We start from the raw sequence: 25,124 nt of genomic DNA, 5'->3' as shown, positions 1-25,124 counted from the left end.
GGGTGAATTTTTAGAATAAACTTGTTTGTCCATTGGAGTTATACTTCATTTTATGACGCTGCATTTCAAATAAACTATGGTTTAATTTAGGGAAATCAGTATCCTTAAAATAGGTGTTTCTGGCAATTCTAATGAGGTTGTGAATTTGTTCTGCAATTTTCCCTTCTCCAGTTTTTCTAACGCCATACCTGCTATCGTTTAAGCTTCCGCCGTGGCATTCTGCTATTTGATGTAATACTTTTTCTGCTTTATCTGGAAGTGTTTTTTGTATCCAATCAGTAAAAATTTCTCCAATAGCTCCGTTTAACCTAACCATTGTAAAGGCAATGGACAGTGCACCATGCTCTTTTACCGCTTTAGCTAAGGGTAATATTTCATGACTATTTATGGCTGGAATAATAGGGGCAATCATTACGTTAACAGGGATGTTGTTCTCGCTGAGCAGTTTTACAGTTTCTAACCTTTTTTTAATACTGGCAGTTCTTGGCTCTAAAACCCTTCTAGTTTCTTCGCTCAAGGAAGTAATCGAGATATTTACTGCAATAAGACCATGGGCAGTAAGTTCTTTTAATAAATCTAAATCCCTTCTAATAAAGGCATTTTTGGTAATAATTGCTACAGGATGTTTGTACTTCAAGAATATTTCTAAGCATTTCCGCGTAATTCTAAATTCTTGTTCCGCAGGTTGATAACAATCTGTGTTTCCTGCCATAACAATAGTTTTAGCGCTCCAATTTTTACTTAAAAGCTTTTGTTCTAAAAGGTGAGGAGCGTTTTTTTTGACTAAAATTTTTCGTTCAAAATCCAAACCGGCGCTATAACCCCAGTATTCATGGGAGTTCCTAGCGTAACAGTAAATGCACCCATGCTCACATCCTTGATATGGATTCATGGAATAAGCCATTCCTACATCTGGACTGGTTACTTTATTTACAATTGTTTTTGGAAATACTTCTAAATAGCTCGTCTTATTTTTATCTGCTACTTCTCCTTCTAATCTGCAATATTCCAAGAAATCATCTCTTGTTTCATGAGATGCTTCAAGAAATTTATTCCGAACATTCAGCTGTGCGCCTCTTCCTTTTATGATATTCTTTTCTTTGGACATTTTCCAAAATTATGGAAAAAATCCATTCACCAAATGAATTATTCTTCTAAATTTTTTACGTAACTTTTTTGCCAAATTATCAGTAACCAATAAAAACTTTAATGATTTAATAAATGAAACGGAGAAATTTTATTAAAAGCACAGCGGCAGCAGGAAGCGCACTTTACATTGTACCTTCTCATGTAATGGGAGGAATTCATGTTCCTCCAAGTGACACCCTTTACATGGCGGGTGTTGGAGTTGGCGGAAGAGGAGGTCAAGTTATAAAAGAGCTTTACAATACTAAAAAAGTAAAGTATGTTGCTTTGTGTGATGTGGATAATGTTAGAGCAAAAGACACTTTTAATGCACACCCCAAGGCAAAAACTTATAGCGATTTTAGAAAAGTATACGATAATCATTTAAAAGATATAGATGCAATTATGGTGGCAACGCCAGACCATAATCATGCTACAGTAGCCATTCCTTTTATGCAAGCTAAAAAGCACGCGTATGTAGAGAAACCTCTTACGCACACTATAGCTGAAGCTCGCCTAATGTCTAAGGTTACTAAAGAGCAGGGAATTGTTACGCAAATGGGGAATCAAGGAAGTTCTTCAGATGGTGCAAGAACTACTCAAGAGTGGATTGAAGCAGGGGTTATTGGAAAGGTTCTTAAAGTTGATTGTTGGACAAACCGTCCTGTTTGGCCGCAAGGACTTAGAAATAGTCCAGATGGAGAGCCTGTACCAGATACGTTGGATTGGAATCAGTGGTTGGGACCTGCAGAGTTTAGACCCTACAATTCGGCTTATTTGCCATTTAAATGGCGTGGTTGGTGGGATTTTGGAACTGGAGCCTTAGGAGATATGGGATGCCATATTTTGGAAACTCCATTTAGAACTTTAAAGTTAGGATATCCAACGGAAGCAGAGGCTAGTTGTACTACTGTTTGGTCTGGAGATTTTGTAGAAGCAAATTATGATGAAGCTTGTCCGCCTTCTTCTATTGTTAGATTGAAGTTTAATACAGAAGCTCATGGTGATATTGAAGTAAATTGGTATGATGGCGGAATTATGCCTAAAATTCCTGAAGAATTACAAGAAGGAGAAACTATTGGAGATCCAGGAGGAGGTTCTATTTTTTATGGTGAAAAAGGAATTTTAGTAACGGATGCGTATTCAGAAAATCCTAGAATCTTAAATCATTATAAAGATAAAGTAGGTGCATTCCCTAAAGAACATCTTAAACGTGTAGATGGAGCTATTGGTGGACATTATAATAATTTTGTTGATGGATGTTTAAAAGGAATTGAAACTTCGTCACCATTTTCTTATGCTGGACCATTAACAGAAGCTGTTTTGATGGGAAATTTAGCTATAAAAGCCTTCCAGTATAAAGTGTTACAACCTGGTAAAAAAGTGGGAGATTGGGCTCCATACGACTATCCTGGAAGAAAGAAAATTTTATGGGATGGCGAGAATATGAAAGTAACCAATTACCCAGATGCTAATAAATGGGTTACAGGAACTTATAGAAAAGGTTGGGAATTAAAAGTGTAAAATCTTTAATATAAATCTAAGAAACGTCTGTATTTACAGGCGTTTTTTTATGTTATTTTAGAAGGAATAAGATTATAAAAATAAAAAGGGCGGAAATTAATCCGCCCTTTTTGCCCCAAATCTTACCATGAACTTAACCTACTTATGCTATGGTAGTGTAAATATATAAACTGCTAATGTTTCTGTCTTTAAGAATCGGATATAATGCACGTTTTGTTAGATGAAATGAATGTTGCTTATGGAATACAACATTAAATGTATGCACTCAAATATTTCAACGCTTACATCAAAATATTTTTCTAATGTTCCAGAATTATCTTTGAGATATTTTATTTATGAAATTCTAAAAGTGAAGCTTAAAAGTGTAGAAAATAAAAAAGGTGGAAATTAATCCACCTTTTTTGCCCCAAATCTTACCATGAACTTAACCTACTTATGCTATGGTATAAGCAAAGATATGATATATGTGCTATTTTTAAGTTAAGAATCAGTTAAATTGCATATTTTAACGTTAAAGTGCAATGAGCTTTTAATAAGCTCTCCCTTGCACTCCTTCGTAAAAGTTCATAAATGAACGGTTTACTACTCTATTTCCTCCTGCTGTAGGGTAATTACCTGTAAAATACCAATCTCCTAAATTTTTAGGACATGCTTTGTGTAAATTTTCAACTGTTTGATAGATAATTTGCACTTCGGCATTTATTCCTTCTGGGCATAGAAGTTCTGAAATTTTAGCAGAAATTTCTTCATCTGTAAATGGTTCATAAAAAGCTTGAACAGCATTTTCAACTTCTGAGTCAGGTAAATCTACTTGATTTTTACAGTGTTTATATACTTCTTCTACAATAGCTATAGTTCCTCTTTCTTCATGTAAAGCCAAAGCAGCTTTAAAGGCAATTAGATCTTCCATACGTGCCATGTCAATACCATAGCAGTCTGGATAACGAATTTGCGGTGCAGAAGAAACCACAATAATTGTTTTAGGGTGTAATCTGTCTAAAATTCTAAGGATACTCTTTTTTAATGTAGTACCTCTAACAATACTATCATCTATAATAACAAGATTATCGGTTGGCTTTACAGATCCGTAAGTAACATCGTAAACATGAGTTACTAAATCGTCTCTACTACTATCTTCGGTAATAAAAGTACGTAGTTTTGCATCTTTTATAGCTACCTTTTCAATACGAGGTCTTTTAGAAAGTATTTCGTGTAAACGTTCGCTAGTAAGGTTAGCCCCCTCTTTGAGTATTTCCTCTTCTTTCTTCTCATTTAAAAAATCTTGAGCTTGTTTTACCATTCCGTAGAAAGAGGTTTCCGCTGTATTTGGAATATACGAAAATACTGTGTTTTCAATATCTTCATCAATAGCTTTTAAGATTTTTGGAAGTAAGAAACGTCCTAAGTTTTTTCTTTCCTGATAAATTTCAGCATCACTTCCTCTAGAGAAATAGATTCGTTCAAAAGAACATGCTTTTCTTTCTAAAGGGTCTAATATTTTTTTAGTAGAAGTAGAGCCATCTTTTTTTATGATAATAGCTTTTCCAGGATCTAGTTCCTTTACATCATCAAAATTTACATTGAAAACGGTTTGAATTACAGGTCTTTCTGAAGCAACAACTACTACTTCGTCATCTTGGTAGTAATATGTAGGGCGGATTCCTGCTGGATCTCTTAATACAAAAGCATCTCCATGTCCAATAAGTCCTGCCATAGCATAACCTCCGTCGAAATTCTTAGCAGCTTTTCTTAAGATTTTGGCTACGTTTAATCTTTCAGCAATAATTGGAGAAGCTTCCATTTTTGTATAGCCTTCCTTCTTAATTTGCTTATAAAGTTTGGAAACAGCATCATCTAAAAAGTGACCTATTTTTTCCATTACTGTAATTGTATCTGCCTTTTCTTTTGGGTGTTGCCCAATACGAATTAGGTTTGAAAATAGCTCGTTAACATTGGTCATGTTAAAGTTTCCAGCTACAATTAAGTTTCTGTGCATCCAGTTGTTTTGTCTTAGAAATGGATGTACACTTTCTATGCTATTTTTACCAAAAGTACCGTAACGTACGTGCCCTAACATTAACTCTCCTAGATAAGGAATTTCACGTTTTTGGATATCAATACTATCGTTGTACTCAGGGTTTTCCTTCAACTCGTCGTTAATACGAGAGTTAATTTGATTAAAAATATCTTGGATAGGCTGTGCTTGGTTTGAGCGTACACGACTCATATAGCGCTCTCCTGGTTGCATATTTAATTTAATGCTGGCAAATCCTGCTCCATCTTGCCCTCTGTTATGTTGCTTCTCCATCATTAGGTACATTTTATTGATACCGTAATATGCAGTTCCGTACTTTTCTTTATAGTACTCTAATGGTTTTAGCAGTCTAACTAGTGCAATTCCACATTCGTGTTTAATAGCGTCACTCATTATAATCGAATAAAAAACCCCGAAATTATTCAGGGCAGTGGTTTATTTATGTAAGTTTTATATCAAATTGTGTCAGACTCTTAAATTGTGTGAGTCTTTTATATACTTCTTCTTTTGTGAGCTCTTGAAGCCTTTCGGATCCAAATTTCTCTACATTGAAAGAAGCGAGATTCGAACCGTGAATCACAGCATTTTTCATGTTGTCAAAAGAATAATCGTCGGTTTTTGCAATATAACCCGAGAAACCTCCAGCAAACGTGTCTCCAGCACCAGTAGGATCAAAAACTTCTTCTAATGGTAAAGCAGGAGCAAAGAAAATACTTCCTTTATGGAAAAGTAATGCTCCGTGTTCTCCTTTTTTAATTACCACATATTTAGGTCCCATAGTATGGATTTTTTTAGCAGCTTTTACTAAAGAATATTCTCCAGACAATTGTCTGGCTTCTTCATCATTAATAGTAATAACATCTACTTTTGCAATCACTTCCATTAGTTCTTCTAAAGCAATATCCATCCAGAAGTTCATTGTATCTAAAACAATAAGTTTTGGCTTCACTTCCATTTGGTCAATAACACTTAATTGGACGGAAGGATTTAGATTTCCTAACATTAAAACGTCAGCATCTTTAAAACTTTTCGGAACAATAGGATTGAAATCTGCTAGTACATTTAGTTGAGTTTCTAAAGTGTCTCGAGAATTAAGGTCGTTGTGGTATTTGCCTTTCCAAAAGAAAGTTTTTCCGTCTTTTACAACTTCAATACCGCTAATGTCGATGTTTCTGTCAGTAAAAAGATCTAAATATTCCTGAGGAAAATCGTTTCCAACAATAGATACGATAGCACTTTCTACATTAAATTGAGAAGCTGCTAACCCTATAAATGGCGCTGCTCCACCAAGAATTTTATCAGTTTTACCAAAAGGAGTTTCAATAGCATCAAAAGCTACACTTCCTACAATTAGTAATTTACCCATGCAATAATTTTTTTGCAAATATAAGCTTAGTTTTCCAGTATCTCTTTCAGTTTTTCAAAAGAATGGTAAGGAAATGTTGTGAGAATAGAATTTGCTATCCAAGAAGGAATGTTTCCTTTAGGGTCTCCATACATTTGTTGCGTAACTTCTACCGAGTCTTTCCCAATCGGTTTTATTAACCAATACCCCTTAAAATTATCCATCCTAATTACATTTTTATTGGCTTTTACATAGCTGCTATCGGCGGGTTCAATGTTTATTTTATAAGTGGATGCATCTGTTTGGTTAATGGTTACTCTGGAGATGTTGTCTCGATCGTTTACAGGCCATGGTAAGTCGTTTTCCATCCAAAAAATATATTCTGTTTCAGAAACCTTTTTAAGTACTTCGCTTTTTGGGGTTTTATAATTCCAGTTTTTTAAGTTGTTGCCATCTGTAATTATTTTAATTGCCTTTTCTGGGGTGGAATTGGCAACAAGAATAGCTTTATATTCATTAAATTTGGTGGAATCCAAGGATCTTGTGTAGACTTTAATTTTGTTGGAATTTCTTTTTAAATTCCATTCCTGAGCGTTTGTAATAAAGCTTATGGAGTAGATGCAGAGAAGTGTTAAAATTTTCATGGGGGCGTTAATTTTATTTTTTTCTGAATGATACCTTATGTGCTACTATTTTCAAATCCTTTGTCTATAGGGAGGTTTGGTTTTTTTGAAGCTTCTACAGCTAAAAAATCACAACGTTCATTTTGCGGATGATTATTATGACCCTTTATCCATTGAAAATTCACTTTTTGCTTTCTATATTCTTTTAAGAACTCAATCCATAAATCTGGATTTTTTTTATCCTTAAAATTTTTCTTTTCCCAGCCAAATACCCAACCTTTTTCTACGGCATCTACTACATACTTAGAGTCGGAAAAAACTTTTACTAATGTATTACTTTTTTTTAACTTTTTAAGGGCTTCAATTACAGCTAGAAGTTCCATACGGTTATTGGTAGTTTTTTTAAACCCTTCAGAAAACTCTTTTTTATACGGTTTTCCTACCCACTCCATTACAATTCCGTAGCCACCAGGGCCTGGATTTCCTCTAGAAGATCCATCAGTATAAATATGTACATCGTGTTTAGTCATTCAATACTTTTTCAATAATTTTAGGGAAATGCATATATTCTAATTGGTGAATTTTATGTGCCACATCTTCAGCGGTATCGGTAGAAGTAATTTGAACTTTTGCTTGAAAAATAATGCTTCCTTCATCATAATTTTCATTTACATAATGAATAGTAATTCCAGATTCTACCTCTTTATTTTCTACAACTGCTTCATGAACGCGCATTCCATACATTCCTTTTCCGCCATATTTTGGAAGTAAGGCAGGATGGATATTTATAATTTTATCAGGAAAGGCATTAATTATTGCTGAAGGGACTTTCCATAAAAAGCCTGCTAAAACTATTAAATCTGGATTCAAAGTTGACAATAACTCGACGATATGACCATTTGAAAAAGCTGTTTTATTGAAAGAAATAGCACTTTTTCCATAATTATTTGCTCGATCGAGCACTTTTGCATCTTTTTTATTTGACAGCACCATGGTAACCGATGCGGTTGTAGATTTCTCAAAATATTTTATAATATTTTCAGCATTGGTTCCCGAGCCAGAGGCTAATATTACGATGCTTTTCATAGAATGTAATGATTTAATTTCTAGGCAAAAAAAAGAATAAAAATTAAGAAATAGAAGGCAAAAATTAAATAGTTGAATTAAAAATTATTAACTTTAAAAGCACATTTTAGCCTCAAAACGTTTTTTTAAAGCAAAGTTTTTTATTTTTGCCAACAATTAAATTTTAAAACAAAAAAATTATGTCAGACATTGCATCAAGAGTAAAAGCGATTATCGTAGACAAATTAGGTGTAGATGAAAACGAGGTTGTGGCTGAAGCTAGCTTCACCAACGACCTAGGAGCGGACTCATTAGACACTGTGGAATTGATCATGGAATTCGAAAAAGAATTTGATATCCAAATTCCAGACGATCAAGCTGAAAACATTGCTACTGTTGGTCAAGCAGTTAAGTATATCGAAGAAGCAAAATAAACGTTTTTATAAAAAAATAGACCAAAAAATTTATTCATGCTATATTGCGTGAATAAATTTTTTTGGTAGATTATTTATCAGAATAAAAAATATTCAGATGAAACTAAAGCGAGTTGTAGTAACAGGATTAGGAGCATTAACACCCATAGGGAACACTGTAGACGAATATTGGAACAGTCTTTTAAATGGCGTTAGTGGAGCTGCTCCAGTAACCCATTTTGATGCGTCCAAATTTAAAACACAATTCGCCTGTGAAGTTAAAAATTTTGATCCTACAGACTTTATAGATCGAAAGGAAGCGAGACGTATGGACCGCTTTGCTCAATATGCCATGGTAACGGCAGATGAGGCCTTGAAAGATTCAGGACTTGACATCGAAAAGGTTAACAAGTATAGAGTTGGCGTTATTTGGGGAGCAGGAATTGGTGGATTAGAAACTTTTCAAGAAGAAGTTACTAATTATGCTTTGGGCGATGGAAGTCCGAGGTTTAATCCTTTCTTTATTCCTAAAATGATTGCAGACATAGCGCCTGGATTGATTTCCATAAAGCATGGTTTCATGGGCCCTAATTATACCACTGTATCCGCATGTGCATCGTCGGCAAATGCTATTATCGATGCGCTAAATTCTATTCGTTTAGGAACTACCGATGTTGTAATAACAGGAGGTTCTGAAGCAGCCGTAACAGCCGCAGGAATGGGAGGATTTAATGCGATGCATGCCATGAGTACTAGAAATGATGATCCGAAATCGGCTTCTAGACCATTTGATGCAAATCGAGATGGTTTTGTGCTCGGAGAAGGATCTGGAGCTTTAGTACTTGAGGAATATGACCACGCAATTGCACGTGGAGCAAAAATTTATGCAGAAGTTGTTGGTGGAGGTTTATCTTCTGATGCTTACCACATGACGGCACCGCATCCAGAGGGAATTGGCGTTGTTGCTGTTATGAAAAATTGTTTAGAGAATGCAGGATTAAAACCATCTGAAGTAGATGCAATTAATACGCATGGTACTTCTACACCTCTAGGAGATGTAGCAGAACTTAAAGCAATAAGTAAAGTGTTTGGAGAAGATGCCTATAATATTAACATTAACTCTACAAAATCTATGACAGGTCACTTATTAGGTGCTGCCGGTGCTGTAGAAGCTATTGCCTCAATTATGGCTATAGAAAAAAGTGTTATTCCTCCAACAATTAACCATTCTACAGTAGACGAAAACATTGATCCTAAACTTAATCTTACGCTTAACGAGCCACAAAAGAGAGAAGTTAAAGTAGCAATGAGTAATACTTTTGGATTTGGAGGGCATAATGCTTGCGTAGTGTTTAAAAAGCTAGATTAGATATCAATCTCACTGAATGAAGATCATTCGAAAAATATTAAATTCCCGGTCACAAGATGACGGGGATTTTTTTTTAGAAATCTACCGAATTTTAGGATTTAAACCTAAAAAAATAGCGCTTTATAGGAAAGCCTTTACACATCGTTCTGTTAATATAAAAGATGAAAAAGGATTACCTGTTAATTATGAGCGACTAGAATTTTTAGGGGATACTATGTTGGGTTCTATTATTTCGCACTATTTATATAATGAAGTTCCTACGGGAGATGAAGGGTATTTAACTAAAATGCGTTCTAAAATTGTAAGTAGAGAGCATTTAAACGAATTAGGAAAAGACCTTAATCTTATAAAATTTGTAAAAAGTAAAATCCCAAATGAGCACTTTGGAGATAATATACATGGAAATGTTTTCGAAGCTTTAGTAGGGGCTATTTTTCTTGATAGAGGCTATCATTATTGTGAACGATTTATTAAGCAACGCGTAATTAAACCTTATGTAGATATTGAAAATCTTGAAGGAAAAATTATAAGCTACAAAAGCTTAATTATTGAATGGTGTCAAAAAGAAAAAAAAGAATTTCTATTTGATACTTATGAAGATAATGGAAACGACGACATAAAGCATTTTGCAGTAAAACTCTATATTAACAAAGAGTTAATTTCTAAAGCAAGAGCTACTTCTAAGAAAAAAGCTGAAGAAAGCGCATCTAAAAGGGCTTACTATGCATTGCAACACAAAATAGATGAATAATTAAATGTAAACTACAACGTTTTCGTTTTAAATTCATTGCAATCAAGGACTTAAAAGTTGCTAAGTCAGAGTTATAATTATATATTTACAATTCCGTGTAAACTCATTTATGGCTATCTATAAACTATTAGATGATTTTTATGAACACTCATATACCTTAATCGCTATTCACGGTTCTTTAGACGATTATAGGTTAGCTTATTTTTTAAATTTAGTATTTAAAATAAAATTGAAACGGTTGGATGTTGATGTAAACATTGCAGATCGGGTGAGTATGCCAGCTTATAAGTGGTTTGATGAGGCAAATGAAATAACATGGAGTTTGATTAAGAATAAAGTTAATATTCAGCAAAAAAGAGAAGATATAAGTTTGTTTGAAAATAGTTCAATACAGCGCGCTTTTTTTATTCCTGAATATAGTAAAGTGGACTATTTTCTTAAAATAGACGAAGATGGAGCTTATAATAAAGCCTTAGAAGTAATAAGTAAATTAAATAAAATACCTGGTATTATTACCGCATATAAAATAGAAGCACAACAACTAAAATATAAAAATAACTTAATTTTTCTAACGAATGCCTAATAGAAAAAAGACAAAAATTGTAGCAACGCTTGGTCCTGCCACAAGCACTAGAGAGGTCTTAAAAGACATGATAGAAGCTGGCGTAAATGTGTTTAGAATTAATTTTTCGCATGCAGATTACGATGATGTTAAGGAACGTATTGAAATGATTCGTTCTTTAAATAAAGAATTTAATTATAACACCGCTATTCTTGCCGACCTTCAAGGTCCTAAACTCCGTGTTGGAGTAATGAAAGAAGATGTAATTGTAAGCAAAGGAGACGAAATTACCTTTGTTACTGGAGAACCATTTGAAGGTACTGCAGAGCGTGTTTACATGAATTACAAAGAGTTTCCTAGAGATGTAAAACCAGGGGAGCGTATTTTATTAGACGATGGAAAACTAATGTTTGAAGTTGTTACTACAGATGGGAAAGCAGAGGTAAAAGCTAAAGTTATCCAAGGAGGACCACTAAGGTCTAAAAAAGGAGTAAACCTTCCTAATACAAATATATCTTTACCAGCGCTTACCAAAAAAGATATTAAAGACGCAATTTTTGCTATTAAGCAAGATGTGGATTGGATGGCGCTTTCTTTTGTTCGTCATAGTGAGGATCTAATGGATCTTCAGAAATTAATTGCTGAACATACAGATAATAAAATTCCGATTGTAGCTAAAATAGAAAAACCAGAAGCAGTAGAAAATATAGACAAAATTGTTGCACACTGTGATGGTTTGATGGTTGCTCGTGGAGATCTAGGGGTAGAAATTCCTGCTCAAGAGGTTCCTCTAGTTCAAAAGCAATTAGTTTTAAGAGCTAAAAAAGCTAGAATTCCAGTTATTATTGCTACGCAAATGATGGAAACTATGATTTCTAGTTTAACTCCTACTAGAGCAGAGGTAAACGATGTTGCAAACTCTGTTATGGATGGAGCAGATGCAGTAATGCTTTCTGGAGAAACTTCTGTAGGGTCATATCCTGTACAAGTTATAGAAAGAATGGCCAGTATTATTGATAGTGTAGAGCATTCTCCGTTGATTAAAGTTCCTCAAGAGCCACCTCATATAAAAACTAAAAGATATATTACAAAATCTGTGTGTTTTCATGCGGCTAGTATGGCAAATGAAATTAATGCAAAAGTTATTTCAACACTTACTAATAGTGGATATACGGCTTTTCAGATTTCAGCGTGGAGACCAAAAGCTCATATTTTAGTGTTTACTTCTAACCATAGAATTGTAACACAATTGAGCTTGCTGTGGGGTGTAAAAGCTTTTTATTATGATAAGTTTGTAAGCACCGATCAAACTATTGAAGATGTAAATAAAATAGCGCAAGAAAAAGGATTCCTAGAAAAAGGAGATATGATGATTAGCCTTGCAGCCATGCCAATTAAAGAAAAAGGAATGGTTAATACACTTAGAGTTACAGAAATATAGATTACTTAAATATGTTAAAGGGGTTGTCTAAAAAGTAATTTACAGTTGTCACCTTGAGCTCGAAATGGTATCAAATTAAGCTTGTCAAAACGGTGTCAAACTGAGCTTGTCGAAATGGTGTCAAACTGAGCTTGTTGAAGGATGACTTTAAAGTTTAGATATTTTTTAGACAGCCCTTTTAATTTCTACCAGTTTCTTCAGGGTAAAGTTCGTTTGCATTGTCACTCTGCCAATATTCTTTGGTGTTGATATCCATTATGGTTAGCGGACTTTTATAAGCAGCGCCAGTATCCATATTCCAAACATTGGCAATATTTATGGGGGTAGTTTGTCCAATTCTTATTGTTGGGGTATGACCAATGTATATTTCTTTATAATGTTTTAATCGCTGCGGATAAAATGGATTTTCTTCTGATAAATTTTTATCCATAGCTAAAAGCATTTCCCAAAGCGAACGATCCCAATACATCATTTCTGGAAAATATTCTTTAGTAACACCGTGTAAATTGGTAAATCCTGCGTGTACAAAAAGTCGGTTTTCTGAATCTAAATGATAATTATTAAGCGATTCTAAAAACCTAATATGAAGGTCTATTTTAGTTTTATCAAGCTCTTGGTAGGCATCAACAGTAGCTTTTCCACCGTGGAATAACCATAGTTCATTATCGTCTTGTTTTGTTAGCCAATCTAAAAAAAGAGCGTCATGATTTCCTTTGATAAAAACACAGGCATTGGAACTTTTTAATTCAATGAGCTTGTCAATAACTTGAGGCGATTCGCTCCATCCATCCACATAATCGCCTAAAAAAATAAGGGTATCGTTTTCTGTTACATTTGCACGTTCTAAAACTTGCTCTAAAGCACGAAAAGCACCGTGAATATCGCCAATTACAAGCGTTCTTTTTGTCATGAAATTACTTTTTAGAGTATATTTATGGTGAAATTACAACTTATGATTGGAATGAAAAAAGTTTATTGTATTGGAGAATTGCTAATTGATTTTGTTGCTGAAAACCAAGGAGCAGATTTATCTAAAGCTAAGGAGTTTACTAAAAAAGCAGGAGGAGCGCCAGCAAATGTAGCAGCGGCAATTGCAAAATTGAAAGGGAAAAGTGAGTTTGTGGGTTGTGTTGGGAATGATGCTTTTGGAGATTTTTTAGCTGAAACACTTCAAAAAAATGAGGTGGGAATTAAGAATTTACAGCGTTCAAACATCTTTACAACATTGGCTTTTGTTTCTATAGCTGCTAATGGGGAACGCGATTTTGTATTTAATAGAGGAGCAGATAAAGAATTAAATTACACTAAGAAGTTAGCCACTCAATTTAAAAACCAGATAGTACATTTTGGTGCAGCAACCTGTTTTTTAGGAGGGGACTTAGAGGAGGCTTATACAGCTTATTTAATTGATGCAGTTAAAGAAAATGCTTTTATAAGTTTTGATCCTAATTTTAGAGCAGACTTATGGAAGGGAAGAGAAAATGAATTTATAAAAAAATGTATTCCTTTTATTGAAAAAGCTGATTTTGCAAAATTTAGTGAGGAAGAGGCGTTGTTAATATCCGGAAAAGAAACATTATTAGAAGCTTCTCAGATTTTTCATAAGCATGGAATTAAACTCCTTACGGTTACTTTAGGAAGCAAAGGAACTTTTTTAAGTATGGAAAATGAAACTATTATTATAGAAAGTACAAAAGTAAATCCTGTGGATACTACTGGAGCCGGAGATGCTTTTGTAGGGTGTTTTTTATATCAACTTTCTTTAGAAGAGAATTTGGAAACTGTATTGAAAGATTATAATAAAATCCAAAAGATGATTGCTATTTCAAATAAGGCTGGTGCAATTACTACCACACAATTTGGGGCTATAAATGCATTGCCAACTGCTAGTCAAATCGGTTTTTAATCTCTTAAAGGGGGTGTCTCAAAGTTAAATATAAGTTCATTAAAAAGGTGTTATGTTGGAATGACTTATATCCCTAATTGAGAGTTTTATTCCTAGAGCCTGTTCTGAGTATATCTAAGGGTTCTACGTTGAAAAGGTTTAAATGAGGTTTTCAAAATAGACCTCTTGCTCTTTTTTTCTTATAGCGAAGCGGTCTTGTATTTTTACTTGGACATTATGTTTTTTTATATAAAAAGATGGTTAACCAAAAAGGAAGTTGTTATAAACTAAGAATATTGAACCTTTCTAAGAATTCTCAATGCTTCTTTAAGAGAAGCGTACACTTCTTTATTGTGGTCTTTTACAAACCAACGGTAGTCTTCTAGCATTTGTTTGGCACCAGAAAAACCGTTTAAATAACAAATAAGATGGGTTGCAGGAATATTTTTTAGATCTTTTTCATCGCGGGGATTTAATGGGAGTCCTTTTTTGAGCTTTTCTAAAATAGTATTGTTGGTGTTAAATATATGATATAACATTTTTCGGTCGTATTGCGGTGGATCGAAAATTAGGGTGCTATCAATTTTATAGGAGCCATTATTGTTAAAACGAATTTCTACTTTTTCAAGAGGATAAAATTTCTTGTTAGTGTTGAGTCCTAATTGAACATATTCTGTTATTGAAAAGGAATTATCGTTATACGAGATTTCTACTTCATCTAAAGCGGAATAAAAAAGCTTTACTTGCTCATTTATTAGTTCAATATCTACACGAGAATAATAGATTTTAGAATCTACTTTTTTGATATTTCCTGCCCAACAAACTACAAATTGTTCTTTAAATACTTTGTAATCGGATTCTAAATCGCGGTGTTTGTTATTTATAAAATCAATAACGCCATCTAAAGTAAGCTCAATATTGTTTTTGGCGTGTTGTTCTATTTCGTTAACAATGGTAGAGTTGGTGTCTTTTATTTCGATATCAAAAATTTTAGGCATGCTAATGCTACCATCTCTAAAAAATACACTTCCGCCCCAATATTTCCAGATGTTTTTTTTAAGAGCCGCCAATTTTCCAGATGAACGAATGGTAACCAAACCTACAACTTTTCCTTCGGGGAGGTCTGGGAAATAAATGTTTTCATAGGAAACAAAAGGTGCATTTTCGATATACGCATTTACTAAATTCTGAATTTTACTATCGTCAAAAAAGTCAACACCAACAATTTTATTGTCTTCGTCTTCTACCCCAACAACAATGAAAGAATTGTTGTTGGGGTTAGAGTTTGCAAGCGCACAAATGTGTTTAATAAACTTTGCTTTGCCTTCTTTATCTCCAATATTTATAAAGCGCTTTTTGTCATAAAAACTGTTTTCGTCGTTATGAGCCAATAGGTTTTTTACGAGCAAGCGTTTATTAATCATCCGACAAGGTATCCTTAATTGTTTGACATTAAAGATATAAAGTAGATTTATAAACTAAAAGCGGATAACTCTTTTAGTTTTTAAATCCTTCATCAAGGGTTTAATTCCCAGAGCCTGTTCTGAGTATATCGAAGTGTTTTACATCGAAATGGATTAAAGTTTTTTTGTCTGAATACTTTTGTATTTGCCCTAGTTAGCAGATTTTATTTTAGTGGATCAAGACATAATAGTTATTGTGTTGCCTTAGAAGGTCTAATTATTTTTATTTACAATTGTACTTGTAGCTTGGTCGCTTGGCATTACAATAAGGTCGACAATATTAACATGTGCTGGTCTAGAAACAGTAAAGTAGATAATATCTGCAATATCTTCTGGCTTTAGTGGAGAGAATCCTTTATAAACCGCATCAGCTTTTTCGGTATCTCCTTTAAAGCGTACTTGGCTAAACTCTGTTTCTACCAACCCTGGATTGATAGCGCCAACACGAATTCCATGCGCATGCAAATCAATTCGCATTCCTTGGTTAATAGCATCTACGGCATGTTTACTAGCGCAATATACATTTCCATTTGGGTATACTTCTTTTCCGGCTGTAGAGCCAATATTAATAATGTGTCCAGATTTTTGCCCCACCATAGTAGGGACAATAGCTTTAGAAACATATAAAAGTCCTTTTACATTAATATCTATCATAGCTTCCCAGTCGGAAATTTCTCCTTTGTCAATAGGGGATAGTCCGTGCGCATTTCCTGCATTGTTTATTAAAATATCTATTTTTTTAAATGCTGAAGGAATACTTTTAATAGCTTCAAAAACATGCTCTTTGTTTCGGATATCAAACTTCAGGGTATGGACTTTTACTTTTGAAGAAAGCTCTTGTTTAAGTTTTTCCAAACGTTCCTCTCTTCTTCCACATAGAATTAAATGGATTCCATGGTTAGCAAATAATTTTGCTGTGGCTTCTCCTATTCCACTTGTAGCTCCTGTTATAAGTGCAATTTTATCTTTCACATCAATAAATTTAAACATTTAGTTTTCAATATCTTTTATAATTAAATCCCCCATTGAGGGTTTTATTCCCCAGAGCCTGTCCTGAGTTTATCGAAGGGCTTTACGTCGAAATGGGTTAAATTATTTTCTTTTGAATACTCGTAGGCTTGCCTCGAGGTAGTTGATTAAAGAATCATTATTCCAATAAACCTTCGCTTCTTTCTTTTTTGGAGGTGATTACTTCAGTTGTAATAAATCCCTCTACAAGAAGTTTCAGAAGTTAAAAATAAACATAAAATATCCGTGTGTAAAAAATGTAGTTAGGAATTATAAAGTTTCAACAGTTTTTACTTAATAATCAAGATTTGATTCCGCTAAAGCCTGTCTATGTTTGATAAAGTGGTCTGCATCGAAATGAGTCAAATATTTTTTCTTTGAATACCTCGAGGTAGTTAATTGCAGCTTAAAATTTACTTCAGTAAAAAAGTGAAGTTTTTGCACAATAAAACAGTTTTACAATATTAACATTTATTAACATCTATAGTTTCTTTTACAGGCGTAAATAAAAAAGAGACCGCTTGCGCAAGAGGTTTTAGGAATTAAAAATTAACAATAAACAAACCCAATGATGAAAAATCTTAAAAAATTATCGCAAAGAGTATTAATGGCTTTTGCAGTTTTATTTGTAGCTGCAAGTTGTAGCGACGACGACAATAATGGTAGCGATGTGCCTTCTTCGGATATGGCTAAAGTAACTGTTAAATTAGTAGATGCCCCTGGAGATTACGAGAAGGTAAATATTGACATTCAAGATGTTATGATTAACCGAACCGACGATGAAGAAGGTGGTTGGGAAACTATAGGAGAAATAAACGCTGGAGTTTATGACTTATTAGAGTTAACAGGAGGAGCAAGTGTTGTACTTGCAGATAACGAAATTCCTGCTGGAGAAGTAGAACAAATTAGACTTGTTTTAGGAGATAATAATACAGTTGTAATTGATGGAGAGGAGTTCCCTTTAAAAACTCCAAGCGCACAACAATCTGGATTAAAAATAAAGCTTGAAGATACAGAATTAGAAGGCGGTTATACGTATGAATTAATTCTTGACTTTGATGCAGATAAGTCGATTGTTGACGCTGGGAATTCAGATAATATTATTTTAAAACCTGTAATTAATGCAAGTACAGTAGTTAATTCAGGGAGAATTATGGGAGCTGTTACCCCAGTAGATTTCCAGACATTGGCTTGGGTGGTTGCAGATCAAGATACTATTTCAACCTATACAAACGAGGAAGGACTTTTTGTTTTAAACGGAGTTCCTGCTGGAACGTATAACGTTATGCTAACTCCAGATGAGGCTTCTGGTTATGCCGAAGCAACAGTGGAAGAGGTAGCAGTAGAAAATGGAGAAGTTGCAGATATTGGAGCTATTGAATTAATGCAAATTTCTGGTGGAAGTATTTCAGGAACAGTTGTAAATGCCGATGCTACAGTTACAGCATCTATTGTGGTAGATGAAGAAATTGTTTCTGCTGATACAAATGCAGAAGGAGTGTTTACACTAGAAGGGGTTCCTGCTGGTACATATGTTTTAACACTAACACCAGCAGAAGGTTCTGCTTTTAACATTAAGGAGATTACAGCTGTAGAAGTTGTAGACGGAGAAGCTACTGCTTTAGGCGATATTACCTTAGAATAGTTAAAAATCCATAAAAATATATTAAGAGTAGTCTAATCTTTAGGCTACTCTTAATTTTTTAACCTATTGTTAACAGCCACAGTCTAAATAAATTTTCAATTTGCGTCCTAATATAGATGGTGTTATATTGATGCCTCAAAAAATTAACATAAATGGAGCAAAATACTACGTTGGATATTAACGCTATTAACGAAAAAATTGAAAAAGAAAGTGCTTTTATCGATGTATTAACCTTGGAAATGAACAAGGTTATTGTTGGTCAAAAACACATGGTAGAAAGATTGTTGATTGGTCTTTTAGGTCAAGGACATATTTTATTAGAAGGAGTTCCTGGATTAGCAAAAACTTTAGCAATTAATACACTTGCAAAAGCAGTGCATGGAAGTTTTAGCAGGGTGCAATTTACTCCCGATTTATTACCTGCCGATGTGGTGGGAACACTTATTTACAATATGAAGGATAATGATTTTTCTATTAAGAAAGGTCCAATTTTTGCAAACTTTGTATTGGCAGATGAGATTAACCGTGCACCAGCAAAAGTACAGTCTGCTTTGCTAGAGGCAATGCAAGAAAAGCAAGTTACTATTGGAGATGAGACTTTTATTTTAGACAAACCTTTTTTAGTAATGGCTACTCAAAACCCTGTGGAGCAAGAAGGAACTTACCCATTGCCAGAAGCACAGGTTGACCGTTTTATGCTGAAAACAGTTATTAATTACCCAAAATTAGACGAAGAGCAACTTATTATTCGTGCTAATTTAAAGGGAGAATTCAATAAAGTAAATCAAGTAGTTTCTATAGACCAAATATTAAGAGCGCAAGCTTCGGTAAGAGAGGTTTATATGGATGAAAAAATTGAAAAATATATATTGGATATCATCTTCGCAACACGTTATCCAGAGAAATATAATTTATCAGATTTAAAACCACTTATTAGTTTTGGAGCATCTCCAAGGGGAAGTATCAACTTGGCAATGGCTGCAAAATGTTATGCATTTATTAAGCGTAGAGGGTATGTAATTCCAGAAGACGTAAGAGCCGTTGTACACGATGTACTCCGTCATAGAGTTGGAATTACTTATGAAGCGGAAGCGGAAAGTATTACTTCTGAGGAAATTATTAACAAGATCGTAAACGAAATAGAGGTTCCATAGGATTTTGGAATAGCTATTAATGATTTGCAATGAATGATTGTTGCGAATTAAAGATTTCAAATCCCGACGCTCAGCGTCGAAATAAGTTAAATTTGTTTCGTTTAAATACTTCGTTGGCTTGCCTCGAGGTAGTTGATTTTTAAATCGAAAAATGGATACTAAAGAGCTACTAAAGAAGGTTAGGAAAATAGAGATTAAAACGCGTCGGTTGAGCGACCATATTTTTGGAGGAGAATATCATTCTACTTTTAAAGGTCGTGGAATGACATTTAGCGAGGTGCGGAGTTATCAATTTGGAGATGACGTAAGAAATATCGATTGGAATGTAACTGCGCGTTATAACGAGCCTTTTATTAAAGTTTTTGAAGAAGAACGAGAACTCACCATGATGCTTATGGTGGATGTTTCTGGGTCGGAACTTTTTGGAACTACAGATCAATTCAAAAAAGATATCATTACAGAAATTTCGGCCACCTTGGCATTTTCTGCTATGCAGAATAACGATAAGATAGGATTGATATTATTCTCAGACCAAATAGAATTATACATTCCTCCAAAAAAAGGTAGGTTTCATGTGTTGAGAATTATTAGAGAGTTGATAGAATTTCAGCCAAAAAATAAAAACACAGATATCAATGGAGCGCTTAAATTCATGTCGAGTGTTAGTAAGAAAAAAGTAATTGCTTTTGTACTGTCCGATTTTATGTCAGATAAATATGAGCATGCACTTAAAATAGCCGCCAATAAACACGATATTACAGGAATTAGAATTTACGACGAAAAAGAAGAAAGCATTCCTAATATTGGTTTTGTACAAATGGAAGATGCCGAAACTGGCGAGCTTATGTTGGTAAATACAAAATCTAAAACTGTTAGAAATCAATATGTCAAATATTATTTAGATCGTGTAAATTATTACCAAACGGTATTTACAAAAAGTGGAGCAGGCGTAATTAGTAGTCGGATTGATGAGAGTTATGTAAAAAAATTATTAGGATATTTTAAACGAAGAGGATAAGCCAAATCTTACTATCAGGAAATTTGAAAAAAATGATTAATTTAATATTTAAGAATACGTTTAATAGGTTGCTTAACAAAAAGTCGAGCATTTTGTTGCTTGTGTTCTATTGCCTATCCTGTATTGCTTTTGCACAGTCTACCCCTCAGGTAAAATCTTCGGTAGATTCTACTTCTATAAAAATTGGAGAGCAAATTCATTTTACTTTTGAAGTTGAAGCAGATACAACTTCGCAGGTAATTTTTCCAGAAGGACAGACTTTTATGCCGCTAGAAGTAGTAGAAGCCTTGCCTACAGATACGCTAATCAATCAAGATAAATTCAACTTAATAAAAAAATATGCATTAACGCAATTTGATTCTGGGACCTATACCCTACCGCGTCAACAGGTAATGATTAACAATAAGCCTTATTTTACAGATTCTTTAAAGATTGAAGTAAATACAGTTGTGGTAGATACTACTAAGCAAAAAATGTACGACATTAAAGGCTTAGCGCAGGTAGAAAAACCATTTGGCGATTGGTGGAAATGGGTGTTAGGAGGACTTGTTATTGCTGCTATTGTAGGAGGCTTATTATATTGGTTTGTTTTCAGAAAAAAACCATTAACACAAGAAGAAAAAATAGCATTGCTTCCGCCATACGATCGTGCCATTGCGGAATTAAAAAAACTAGACGAATCAAAATATCTAATTCAGTCTGAATACAAAGAATACTATTCTGAATTGACAAATATTGTACGTTCTTATTTAGAAGAAGATGTACATATTTCGGCTTTAGAAAGCACCACCGACGAATTAATTACCAAAATGGAAATGCTTAGAGATGCTGGAAGTTTAAAAATAGATAACGATACTATTAGTCAGTTTAAAAATGTACTTCAAACAGCCGATTTAGTAAAATTTGCAAAAAACACTCCAGAAAATTCTGCTATTGATCGCGATAGAAAATCAATAGAACAAATAGTTGTTAAAACTAAAGAAGCGCTTCCAGAACCAACAGAGGAAGAGCTAATGGAGCAAGAAGAATATGTAGCCAATTTTAAACGTAAAAAGAAGCAACAGCAAATTAAATATGCAATTGCGGCTGGAATTGGAGTTTTAATTATTGTGGCTGGAATTTTTACCTACAAATATGGCTTTAGTAATGTAAAAGATTCTGTTTTTGGTCACCCAACAAAATCTTTATTAGAGGAGCAATGGGTAGGAAGTTCTTATGGGTTTCCAGCTATTTATTTAGAAACTCCAAAAGTGCTTAAACGAAATAATAAAATCCCGAAAAGTATAGAAGGCGCTGGAACAAATAGTTATCAGGTCTTTGAATATGGAGGCTTGCAAAGTAATTTTTATATTCAAGCTACCATTTCTACTTATAAAAAGGAAGCCGATTTTGATGCTAAAAAAGCAATAGATGCTGCTTTGGCAAAAGTGGAAGAAGCGGGAGCTAAAAATATGGTTGTAAAACAAGATGAGGTAGTTACACCAACAGGAAAGAAAGGGAATAAAGTATTTGGAACACTGGAAATAGACAACCCAGAAAGTAAAAAAACCAGAGAAGCAGCGTATGTTATTCTCAGTTTTGTACAAAATGGAGGGTTTCAGCAGCTAATTATGGTGTATCCTAAAGATGATCTTTATGCAGAACAGATTGTTGAGAAAATTACCAATTCTATAGATTTTAAAACAGAAAGCTAATTATGTTTGAAAATATACAATTTGCAAATCCACAATTTTTCTGGTTGTTTTTAATGCTTCCAGTGGCTATTGTTTGGTATTTTTTTAAACGAAAAAAAGAAACAGCTTCTTTAAAAATATCGAGTATAAAAGGCTTTAAAGGAGCGCCTTCAATGCTGGCTAAATTAAAACCTTTGTTATTTGTTTTAAGATTATTGGCGTTATCAGCTTTGATTGTTGCAATGGCAAGACCACAAAAAGAAGATATTTCAACACGTACTAAAACTACACGAGGAATAGATATTGTAATGGCTATTGATGTTTCTTCAAGTATGTTAGCACGAGATTTAAAACCAAACAGACTAACTGCCTTAAAAAAAGTAGCTGCGGACTTTATAAAAGAACGTGTTAACGACCGTATTGGGCTGGTGGTTTATGCAGCAGAAAGTTTTACTAAAACCCCTATTACAAGTGATAAAGCTATTGTGCTACGCTCTTTAAACGATATTAAATACGGACAATTAGAGGATGGAACAGCAATAGGAATGGGATTAGCTACTTCTGTAAATAGATTAAAAGATAGCAAGGCTAAAAGCAAAGTAATTATCTTACTAACCGATGGAGTGAATAACTCTGGATTTATAGAGCCGCAAACTGCTGCAAGTTTGGCAATTGAGTATGGAATAAAAACCTATACCATTGGATTGGGAAGTAATGGGATGGCGTTGTCTCCAATTGCATACAATCCTGATGGAAGTTTTAGATATGGAATGAGTAAGGTAGAAATTGATGAAGCTTTGCTTAAAGATATTGCAGAAAAAACTGGAGGGGTTTATTTTAGAGCTACCGATAATGAAAAGCTATCGGAGATTTACGAAGAGATTAATAAATTAGAAAAAACCGATATTGAAGAGTTTAAATATTACAATTATGAAGAGGAGTTTAGAATGTTTGCACTTTTAGCATGCGGACTCTTAATGTTGGAATATTTATTGAGATATACTGTTTTTAGAAGTTTTGTATAAGTTATGGATATATATCAGTTAGACGAAAAAATATATTTCTACGTACTGGTTTTAATTCCAGTATTGTTATTGCTCTTTTTAGGGTTTAAGTTTTGGCAAAAAAGAACTCAGAAAAAGTTTGCCAATGCGGTATCATTAGAAAGATTAAGTCCAAACAAATCAACGTTTAAATCGTTGCTAAAGTTGGTGTTTATTATGCTAGCAATTGCATGTTTGGCAATTGCTTTGGTAAATCCTAAAATTGGCACAAAGCTTGAAACAGTTAAAAGAGAAGGGGTAGATATTGTTTTTGCTATTGATGTTTCAAAAAGTATGGAGGCAGAAGATATTGCTCCCAACAGATTGGAAAAAGCAAAGCGAATAGTTTCTGAGATTATAAATAATTTGGCGAGCGATCGGATAGGGATTATTGCATATGCGGGACAGGCGTATCCGCAGTTGCCAATTACAACAGATTATGCGGCAGGGAAAATGTTTTTACAGAGCATGAATACAGATATGATGTCGTCTCAAGGAACAGCCATAAATGAGGCTATTGATTTGGCAACTACGTATTATGACGATCAAGATCAGACAAATAGGGTCTTGTTTTTAATTTCCGATGGAGAAGATCATTCGGATATGGCATTAGAGTCTGTAGAAAAAGCTGAAAAAGCAGGGATAAAAATTTTTACCATTGGTGTAGGAACCAAAAAAGGAGGTCCGATACCTATCAGAATAAATGGAATTATAGATTCTTATAAAAAAGACCAGCAGGGAGAGGTTGTAATTACACAGCTTAATGAAACTGTTTTAAGAGAAATAGCTTCGGAAGGAGATGGGGAATATATTAACGGATCAAATACCGAATCTGTAATTGATTTTGTAACGGATACGTTAACAAAAATGGATAAAACTGAATTTGAATCCAAGCAATATGCCGATTTTAAAGATCAGTTTCAGTGGTTTATTGCAGCTGCAATTTTGTTCTTGTTTCTAGATATTTTCTTATTGGAAAGAAAAACAGTTTGGATTCAGAAGTTAAACTTGTTTAATGAAACGAAGAAAGATGAAAAGTAACACAAAAATTATCAGCATAAAAGAGATTTCTGTTAGCGGAAAAATGATTTTTTTAGCTATTTTGGGACTTTTTTCATTTTCAGTAGTAAAAGCACAAGACACAGAATCGATAGAAAAGGCTAAGCAAAAAGCTTTAAATGAATCTGTTGAGTATACTTATAAAGGAAATGAAGTGCTTGAAGAGAGTTCTGATGCTATTGCAGCAGAAATGGAGTATAGAAAAGCAGTTTCTAAAAGTTCGGACAATGCAAAAGCAAAGTACAACTTAGGAAATGTGTATTATAAGCAAGAAAGTATGGGAGAGGCCTTTATGCGTTATAAAGAGGCTGGAACTACTGCAAAAACTAAAGAAGAAAAACATAGTGCATACCATAATTTAGGGAATGTATTTATGAAAAATAAAGAATATCAAAAGGCGGTAGAGGCTTATAAAGAAGCGTTGAGAAATGATCCAGCGGATGAAGAAACTCGCTATAACTTAGCATTGGCAAAAGAAATGCTAAAGAAACAGCAAGACGAAAATAAGAATAATCAGGATCAAAATAAAGACGATAAGCAAGACGAGAATAAAGATAACCAAGATCAGAATCAGGATAATAAAGACAATCAGGATAAGAAAGATGGGGATGAGGGAGATGAAAAAAAAGACGATCAAGGGAAGGAAGATGATAAAAATAATGAAGGCGACAATAAGGACGAGCAAGGCGAGAATCCTGAAGATCAAAAACAAGACGAAGGAAAGAACGATAAGCAAGATCAAAAGCAGAATCCTGGAGATAAGCCTCAAGAGCAACAGCAACAACCTCGTCCTAATCAATTATCACCTCAGCAGGTAAAAAATATTTTGGAGGCGATGAACAACGAAGAAAAGAAAGTTCAAGAAAAAATAAATGCTGAAAAAGTAAAAGGAGCACCAGTAAAATCTGAAAAAGATTGGTAAA

Annotated in this window: 23 protein-coding genes; 14 read left to right on the top strand and 9 right to left on the bottom strand. The window is 34.0% G+C overall.

Annotated features, from left to right (window positions below; translation table 11 throughout):
• Positions 1 to 10 precede the first annotated feature (10 nt).
• Positions 11 to 1,108 carry a PA0069 family radical SAM protein gene (locus AC13CQ_RS12125; RefSeq protein WP_008611189.1) on the bottom strand — a complete coding sequence of 366 codons (1,098 nt, stop codon included), beginning with the start codon at positions 1,106 to 1,108 and terminating at the stop codon, positions 11 to 13.
• Positions 1,109 to 1,221: 113 nt separating this feature from the next.
• Between AC13CQ_RS12125 and AC13CQ_RS12120 the strand changes: the two genes are divergently transcribed.
• Positions 1,222 to 2,649, top strand: coding sequence for a Gfo/Idh/MocA family protein (locus AC13CQ_RS12120; protein ID WP_474507141.1), 1,428 nt, complete (start codon positions 1,222 to 1,224; stop codon positions 2,647 to 2,649).
• Positions 2,650 to 3,178: 529 nt separating this feature from the next.
• Here the strand turns inward: AC13CQ_RS12120 and AC13CQ_RS12115 are convergent.
• The 5 genes from AC13CQ_RS12115 to purN are packed head-to-tail and all read right to left on the bottom strand — an operon-like array spanning position 3,179 to position 7,738.
• Positions 3,179 to 5,077 (bottom strand): amidophosphoribosyltransferase, encoded by a 1,899-nt coding sequence (locus AC13CQ_RS12115; RefSeq protein WP_008611182.1) that lies wholly within the window; start codon positions 5,075 to 5,077, stop codon positions 3,179 to 3,181.
• Positions 5,078 to 5,123: 46 nt separating this feature from the next.
• Positions 5,124 to 6,050 (bottom strand): PfkB family carbohydrate kinase, encoded by a 927-nt coding sequence (locus AC13CQ_RS12110; protein WP_474507749.1) that lies wholly within the window; start codon positions 6,048 to 6,050, stop codon positions 5,124 to 5,126.
• Between the two features lie 26 nt (positions 6,051 to 6,076).
• Positions 6,077 to 6,673 carry an START domain-containing protein gene (locus tag AC13CQ_RS12105; RefSeq protein ID WP_474507750.1) on the bottom strand — a complete coding sequence of 199 codons (597 nt, stop codon included), beginning with the start codon at positions 6,671 to 6,673 and terminating at the stop codon, positions 6,077 to 6,079.
• Between the two features lie 35 nt (positions 6,674 to 6,708).
• Entirely contained in the window at positions 6,709 to 7,182 is a 474-nt protein-coding gene (gene rnhA, locus AC13CQ_RS12100; protein ID WP_474507140.1) for a ribonuclease HI, read from the bottom strand.
• Positions 7,175 to 7,738 carry a phosphoribosylglycinamide formyltransferase gene (purN, locus tag AC13CQ_RS12095; protein WP_008611178.1) on the bottom strand — a complete coding sequence of 188 codons (564 nt, stop codon included), beginning with the start codon at positions 7,736 to 7,738 and terminating at the stop codon, positions 7,175 to 7,177. The genes rnhA and purN overlap by 8 nt, the downstream gene beginning before the upstream one ends.
• Before the next feature lie 179 nt (positions 7,739 to 7,917).
• Between purN and AC13CQ_RS12090 the strand changes: the two genes are divergently transcribed.
• The 5 genes from AC13CQ_RS12090 to pyk all read left to right on the top strand — a co-directional run bounded on the left by AC13CQ_RS12090 (position 7,918) and on the right by pyk (position 12,253).
• Entirely contained in the window at positions 7,918 to 8,151 is a 234-nt protein-coding gene (locus tag AC13CQ_RS12090) for an acyl carrier protein (protein ID WP_008611177.1), read from the top strand.
• A gap of 97 nt (positions 8,152 to 8,248) precedes the next feature.
• Positions 8,249 to 9,499: a beta-ketoacyl-ACP synthase II gene (gene fabF, locus AC13CQ_RS12085; RefSeq protein ID WP_008611175.1), complete on the top strand. Its 1,251-nt coding sequence runs from the start codon at positions 8,249 to 8,251 to the stop codon at positions 9,497 to 9,499.
• Positions 9,500 to 9,515: 16 nt separating this feature from the next.
• Positions 9,516 to 10,250, top strand: a complete 735-nt coding sequence (rnc, locus tag AC13CQ_RS12080; protein ID WP_008611173.1) for a ribonuclease III — start codon at positions 9,516 to 9,518, stop codon at positions 10,248 to 10,250.
• A 109-nt stretch (positions 10,251 to 10,359) separates the two neighbouring features.
• Positions 10,360 to 10,833, top strand: coding sequence for an IPExxxVDY family protein (locus AC13CQ_RS12075; RefSeq protein ID WP_008611172.1), 474 nt, complete (start codon positions 10,360 to 10,362; stop codon positions 10,831 to 10,833).
• Positions 10,826 to 12,253, top strand: a complete 1,428-nt coding sequence (pyk, locus tag AC13CQ_RS12070) for a pyruvate kinase (protein WP_008611171.1) — start codon at positions 10,826 to 10,828, stop codon at positions 12,251 to 12,253. Before AC13CQ_RS12075 ends, pyk begins: the two co-directional genes overlap by 8 nt.
• 178 nt (positions 12,254 to 12,431) lie before the next feature.
• Here pyk and AC13CQ_RS12065 read toward each other — a convergent pair whose 3' ends face one another.
• Positions 12,432 to 13,163: a metallophosphoesterase family protein gene (locus tag AC13CQ_RS12065; protein ID WP_008611170.1), complete on the bottom strand. Its 732-nt coding sequence runs from the start codon at positions 13,161 to 13,163 to the stop codon at positions 12,432 to 12,434.
• 51 nt (positions 13,164 to 13,214) lie between these two features.
• Between AC13CQ_RS12065 and AC13CQ_RS12060 the strand changes: the two genes are divergently transcribed.
• Positions 13,215 to 14,159 (top strand): carbohydrate kinase family protein, encoded by a 945-nt coding sequence (locus AC13CQ_RS12060; RefSeq protein WP_474507139.1) that lies wholly within the window; start codon positions 13,215 to 13,217, stop codon positions 14,157 to 14,159.
• A gap of 266 nt (positions 14,160 to 14,425) precedes the next feature.
• Here AC13CQ_RS12060 and AC13CQ_RS12055 read toward each other — a convergent pair whose 3' ends face one another.
• Both AC13CQ_RS12055 and AC13CQ_RS12050 read right to left on the bottom strand, forming a co-directional pair.
• Positions 14,426 to 15,562 carry an ATP-binding protein gene (locus AC13CQ_RS12055; protein ID WP_008611166.1) on the bottom strand — a complete coding sequence of 379 codons (1,137 nt, stop codon included), beginning with the start codon at positions 15,560 to 15,562 and terminating at the stop codon, positions 14,426 to 14,428.
• A 252-nt stretch (positions 15,563 to 15,814) separates the two neighbouring features.
• On the bottom strand, positions 15,815 to 16,591 hold the full coding sequence (locus AC13CQ_RS12050; protein WP_482882919.1) for an SDR family NAD(P)-dependent oxidoreductase: 777 nt from the start codon (positions 16,589 to 16,591) through the stop codon (positions 15,815 to 15,817).
• A 589-nt stretch (positions 16,592 to 17,180) separates the two neighbouring features.
• Here AC13CQ_RS12050 and AC13CQ_RS12045 point away from each other — a divergent pair.
• The 7 genes from AC13CQ_RS12045 to AC13CQ_RS12015 all read left to right on the top strand — a co-directional run bounded on the left by AC13CQ_RS12045 (position 17,181) and on the right by AC13CQ_RS12015 (position 25,123).
• Positions 17,181 to 18,254 carry a DUF4382 domain-containing protein gene (locus AC13CQ_RS12045; protein ID WP_482882918.1) on the top strand — a complete coding sequence of 358 codons (1,074 nt, stop codon included), beginning with the start codon at positions 17,181 to 17,183 and terminating at the stop codon, positions 18,252 to 18,254.
• A 152-nt stretch (positions 18,255 to 18,406) separates the two neighbouring features.
• Positions 18,407 to 19,408, top strand: coding sequence for an AAA family ATPase (locus AC13CQ_RS12040; RefSeq protein ID WP_008611163.1), 1,002 nt, complete (start codon positions 18,407 to 18,409; stop codon positions 19,406 to 19,408).
• A 151-nt stretch (positions 19,409 to 19,559) separates the two neighbouring features.
• A complete protein-coding gene (locus tag AC13CQ_RS12035) occupies positions 19,560 to 20,426 on the top strand; it encodes a DUF58 domain-containing protein (protein ID WP_474506807.1) in 867 nt (288 codons plus the stop codon).
• Between the two features lie 32 nt (positions 20,427 to 20,458).
• Positions 20,459 to 22,120: a BatD family protein gene (locus AC13CQ_RS12030; RefSeq protein ID WP_474506806.1), complete on the top strand. Its 1,662-nt coding sequence runs from the start codon at positions 20,459 to 20,461 to the stop codon at positions 22,118 to 22,120.
• A 2-nt stretch (positions 22,121 to 22,122) separates the two neighbouring features.
• Entirely contained in the window at positions 22,123 to 23,124 is a 1,002-nt protein-coding gene (locus AC13CQ_RS12025) for a vWA domain-containing protein (protein ID WP_474506805.1), read from the top strand.
• 9 nt (positions 23,125 to 23,133) lie between these two features.
• The gene (locus AC13CQ_RS12020) at positions 23,134 to 24,183 is read left to right on the top strand and encodes a VWA domain-containing protein (RefSeq protein WP_040879884.1); all 1,050 of its coding nucleotides are present in this window, start codon (positions 23,134 to 23,136) and stop codon (positions 24,181 to 24,183) included.
• The gene (locus AC13CQ_RS12015; protein WP_335587153.1) at positions 24,173 to 25,123 is read left to right on the top strand and encodes a tetratricopeptide repeat protein; all 951 of its coding nucleotides are present in this window, start codon (positions 24,173 to 24,175) and stop codon (positions 25,121 to 25,123) included. The genes AC13CQ_RS12020 and AC13CQ_RS12015 overlap by 11 nt, the downstream gene beginning before the upstream one ends.
• The last annotated feature ends 1 nt before the right edge of the window (position 25,124 follow it).

This window comes from Galbibacter sp. L-19 (assembly GCF_056857615.1).
Note: the sequence above shows the minus strand (reverse complement) of the source record. Positions and strands in the feature narration are given on the sequence as shown.

Coding starts and splice junctions, on each gene's coding strand:
- AC13CQ_RS12125 (WP_008611189.1), bottom strand. CDS start 1,108: ATGTCCAAAGAAAAGAATATCATAAAAGGAAGAGGCGCACAGCTGAAT.
- AC13CQ_RS12120 (WP_474507141.1), top strand. CDS start 1,222: ATGAAACGGAGAAATTTTATTAAAAGCACAGCGGCAGCAGGAAGCGCA.
- AC13CQ_RS12115 (WP_008611182.1), bottom strand. CDS start 5,077: ATGAGTGACGCTATTAAACACGAATGTGGAATTGCACTAGTTAGACTG.
- AC13CQ_RS12110 (WP_474507749.1), bottom strand. CDS start 6,050: ATGGGTAAATTACTAATTGTAGGAAGTGTAGCTTTTGATGCTATTGAA.
- AC13CQ_RS12105 (WP_474507750.1), bottom strand. CDS start 6,673: ATGAAAATTTTAACACTTCTCTGCATCTACTCCATAAGCTTTATTACA.
- rnhA (WP_474507140.1), bottom strand. CDS start 7,182: ATGACTAAACACGATGTACATATTTATACTGATGGATCTTCTAGAGGA.
- purN (WP_008611178.1), bottom strand. CDS start 7,738: ATGAAAAGCATCGTAATATTAGCCTCTGGCTCGGGAACCAATGCTGAA.
- AC13CQ_RS12090 (WP_008611177.1), top strand. CDS start 7,918: ATGTCAGACATTGCATCAAGAGTAAAAGCGATTATCGTAGACAAATTA.
- fabF (WP_008611175.1), top strand. CDS start 8,249: ATGAAACTAAAGCGAGTTGTAGTAACAGGATTAGGAGCATTAACACCC.
- rnc (WP_008611173.1), top strand. CDS start 9,516: ATGAAGATCATTCGAAAAATATTAAATTCCCGGTCACAAGATGACGGG.
- AC13CQ_RS12075 (WP_008611172.1), top strand. CDS start 10,360: ATGGCTATCTATAAACTATTAGATGATTTTTATGAACACTCATATACC.
- pyk (WP_008611171.1), top strand. CDS start 10,826: ATGCCTAATAGAAAAAAGACAAAAATTGTAGCAACGCTTGGTCCTGCC.
- AC13CQ_RS12065 (WP_008611170.1), bottom strand. CDS start 13,163: ATGACAAAAAGAACGCTTGTAATTGGCGATATTCACGGTGCTTTTCGT.
- AC13CQ_RS12060 (WP_474507139.1), top strand. CDS start 13,215: ATGAAAAAAGTTTATTGTATTGGAGAATTGCTAATTGATTTTGTTGCT.
- AC13CQ_RS12055 (WP_008611166.1), bottom strand. CDS start 15,562: ATGATTAATAAACGCTTGCTCGTAAAAAACCTATTGGCTCATAACGAC.
- AC13CQ_RS12050 (WP_482882919.1), bottom strand. CDS start 16,591: ATGTTTAAATTTATTGATGTGAAAGATAAAATTGCACTTATAACAGGA.
- AC13CQ_RS12045 (WP_482882918.1), top strand. CDS start 17,181: ATGAAAAATCTTAAAAAATTATCGCAAAGAGTATTAATGGCTTTTGCA.
- AC13CQ_RS12040 (WP_008611163.1), top strand. CDS start 18,407: ATGGAGCAAAATACTACGTTGGATATTAACGCTATTAACGAAAAAATT.
- AC13CQ_RS12035 (WP_474506807.1), top strand. CDS start 19,560: ATGGATACTAAAGAGCTACTAAAGAAGGTTAGGAAAATAGAGATTAAA.
- AC13CQ_RS12030 (WP_474506806.1), top strand. CDS start 20,459: ATGATTAATTTAATATTTAAGAATACGTTTAATAGGTTGCTTAACAAA.
- AC13CQ_RS12025 (WP_474506805.1), top strand. CDS start 22,123: ATGTTTGAAAATATACAATTTGCAAATCCACAATTTTTCTGGTTGTTT.
- AC13CQ_RS12015 (WP_335587153.1), top strand. CDS start 24,173: ATGAAAAGTAACACAAAAATTATCAGCATAAAAGAGATTTCTGTTAGC.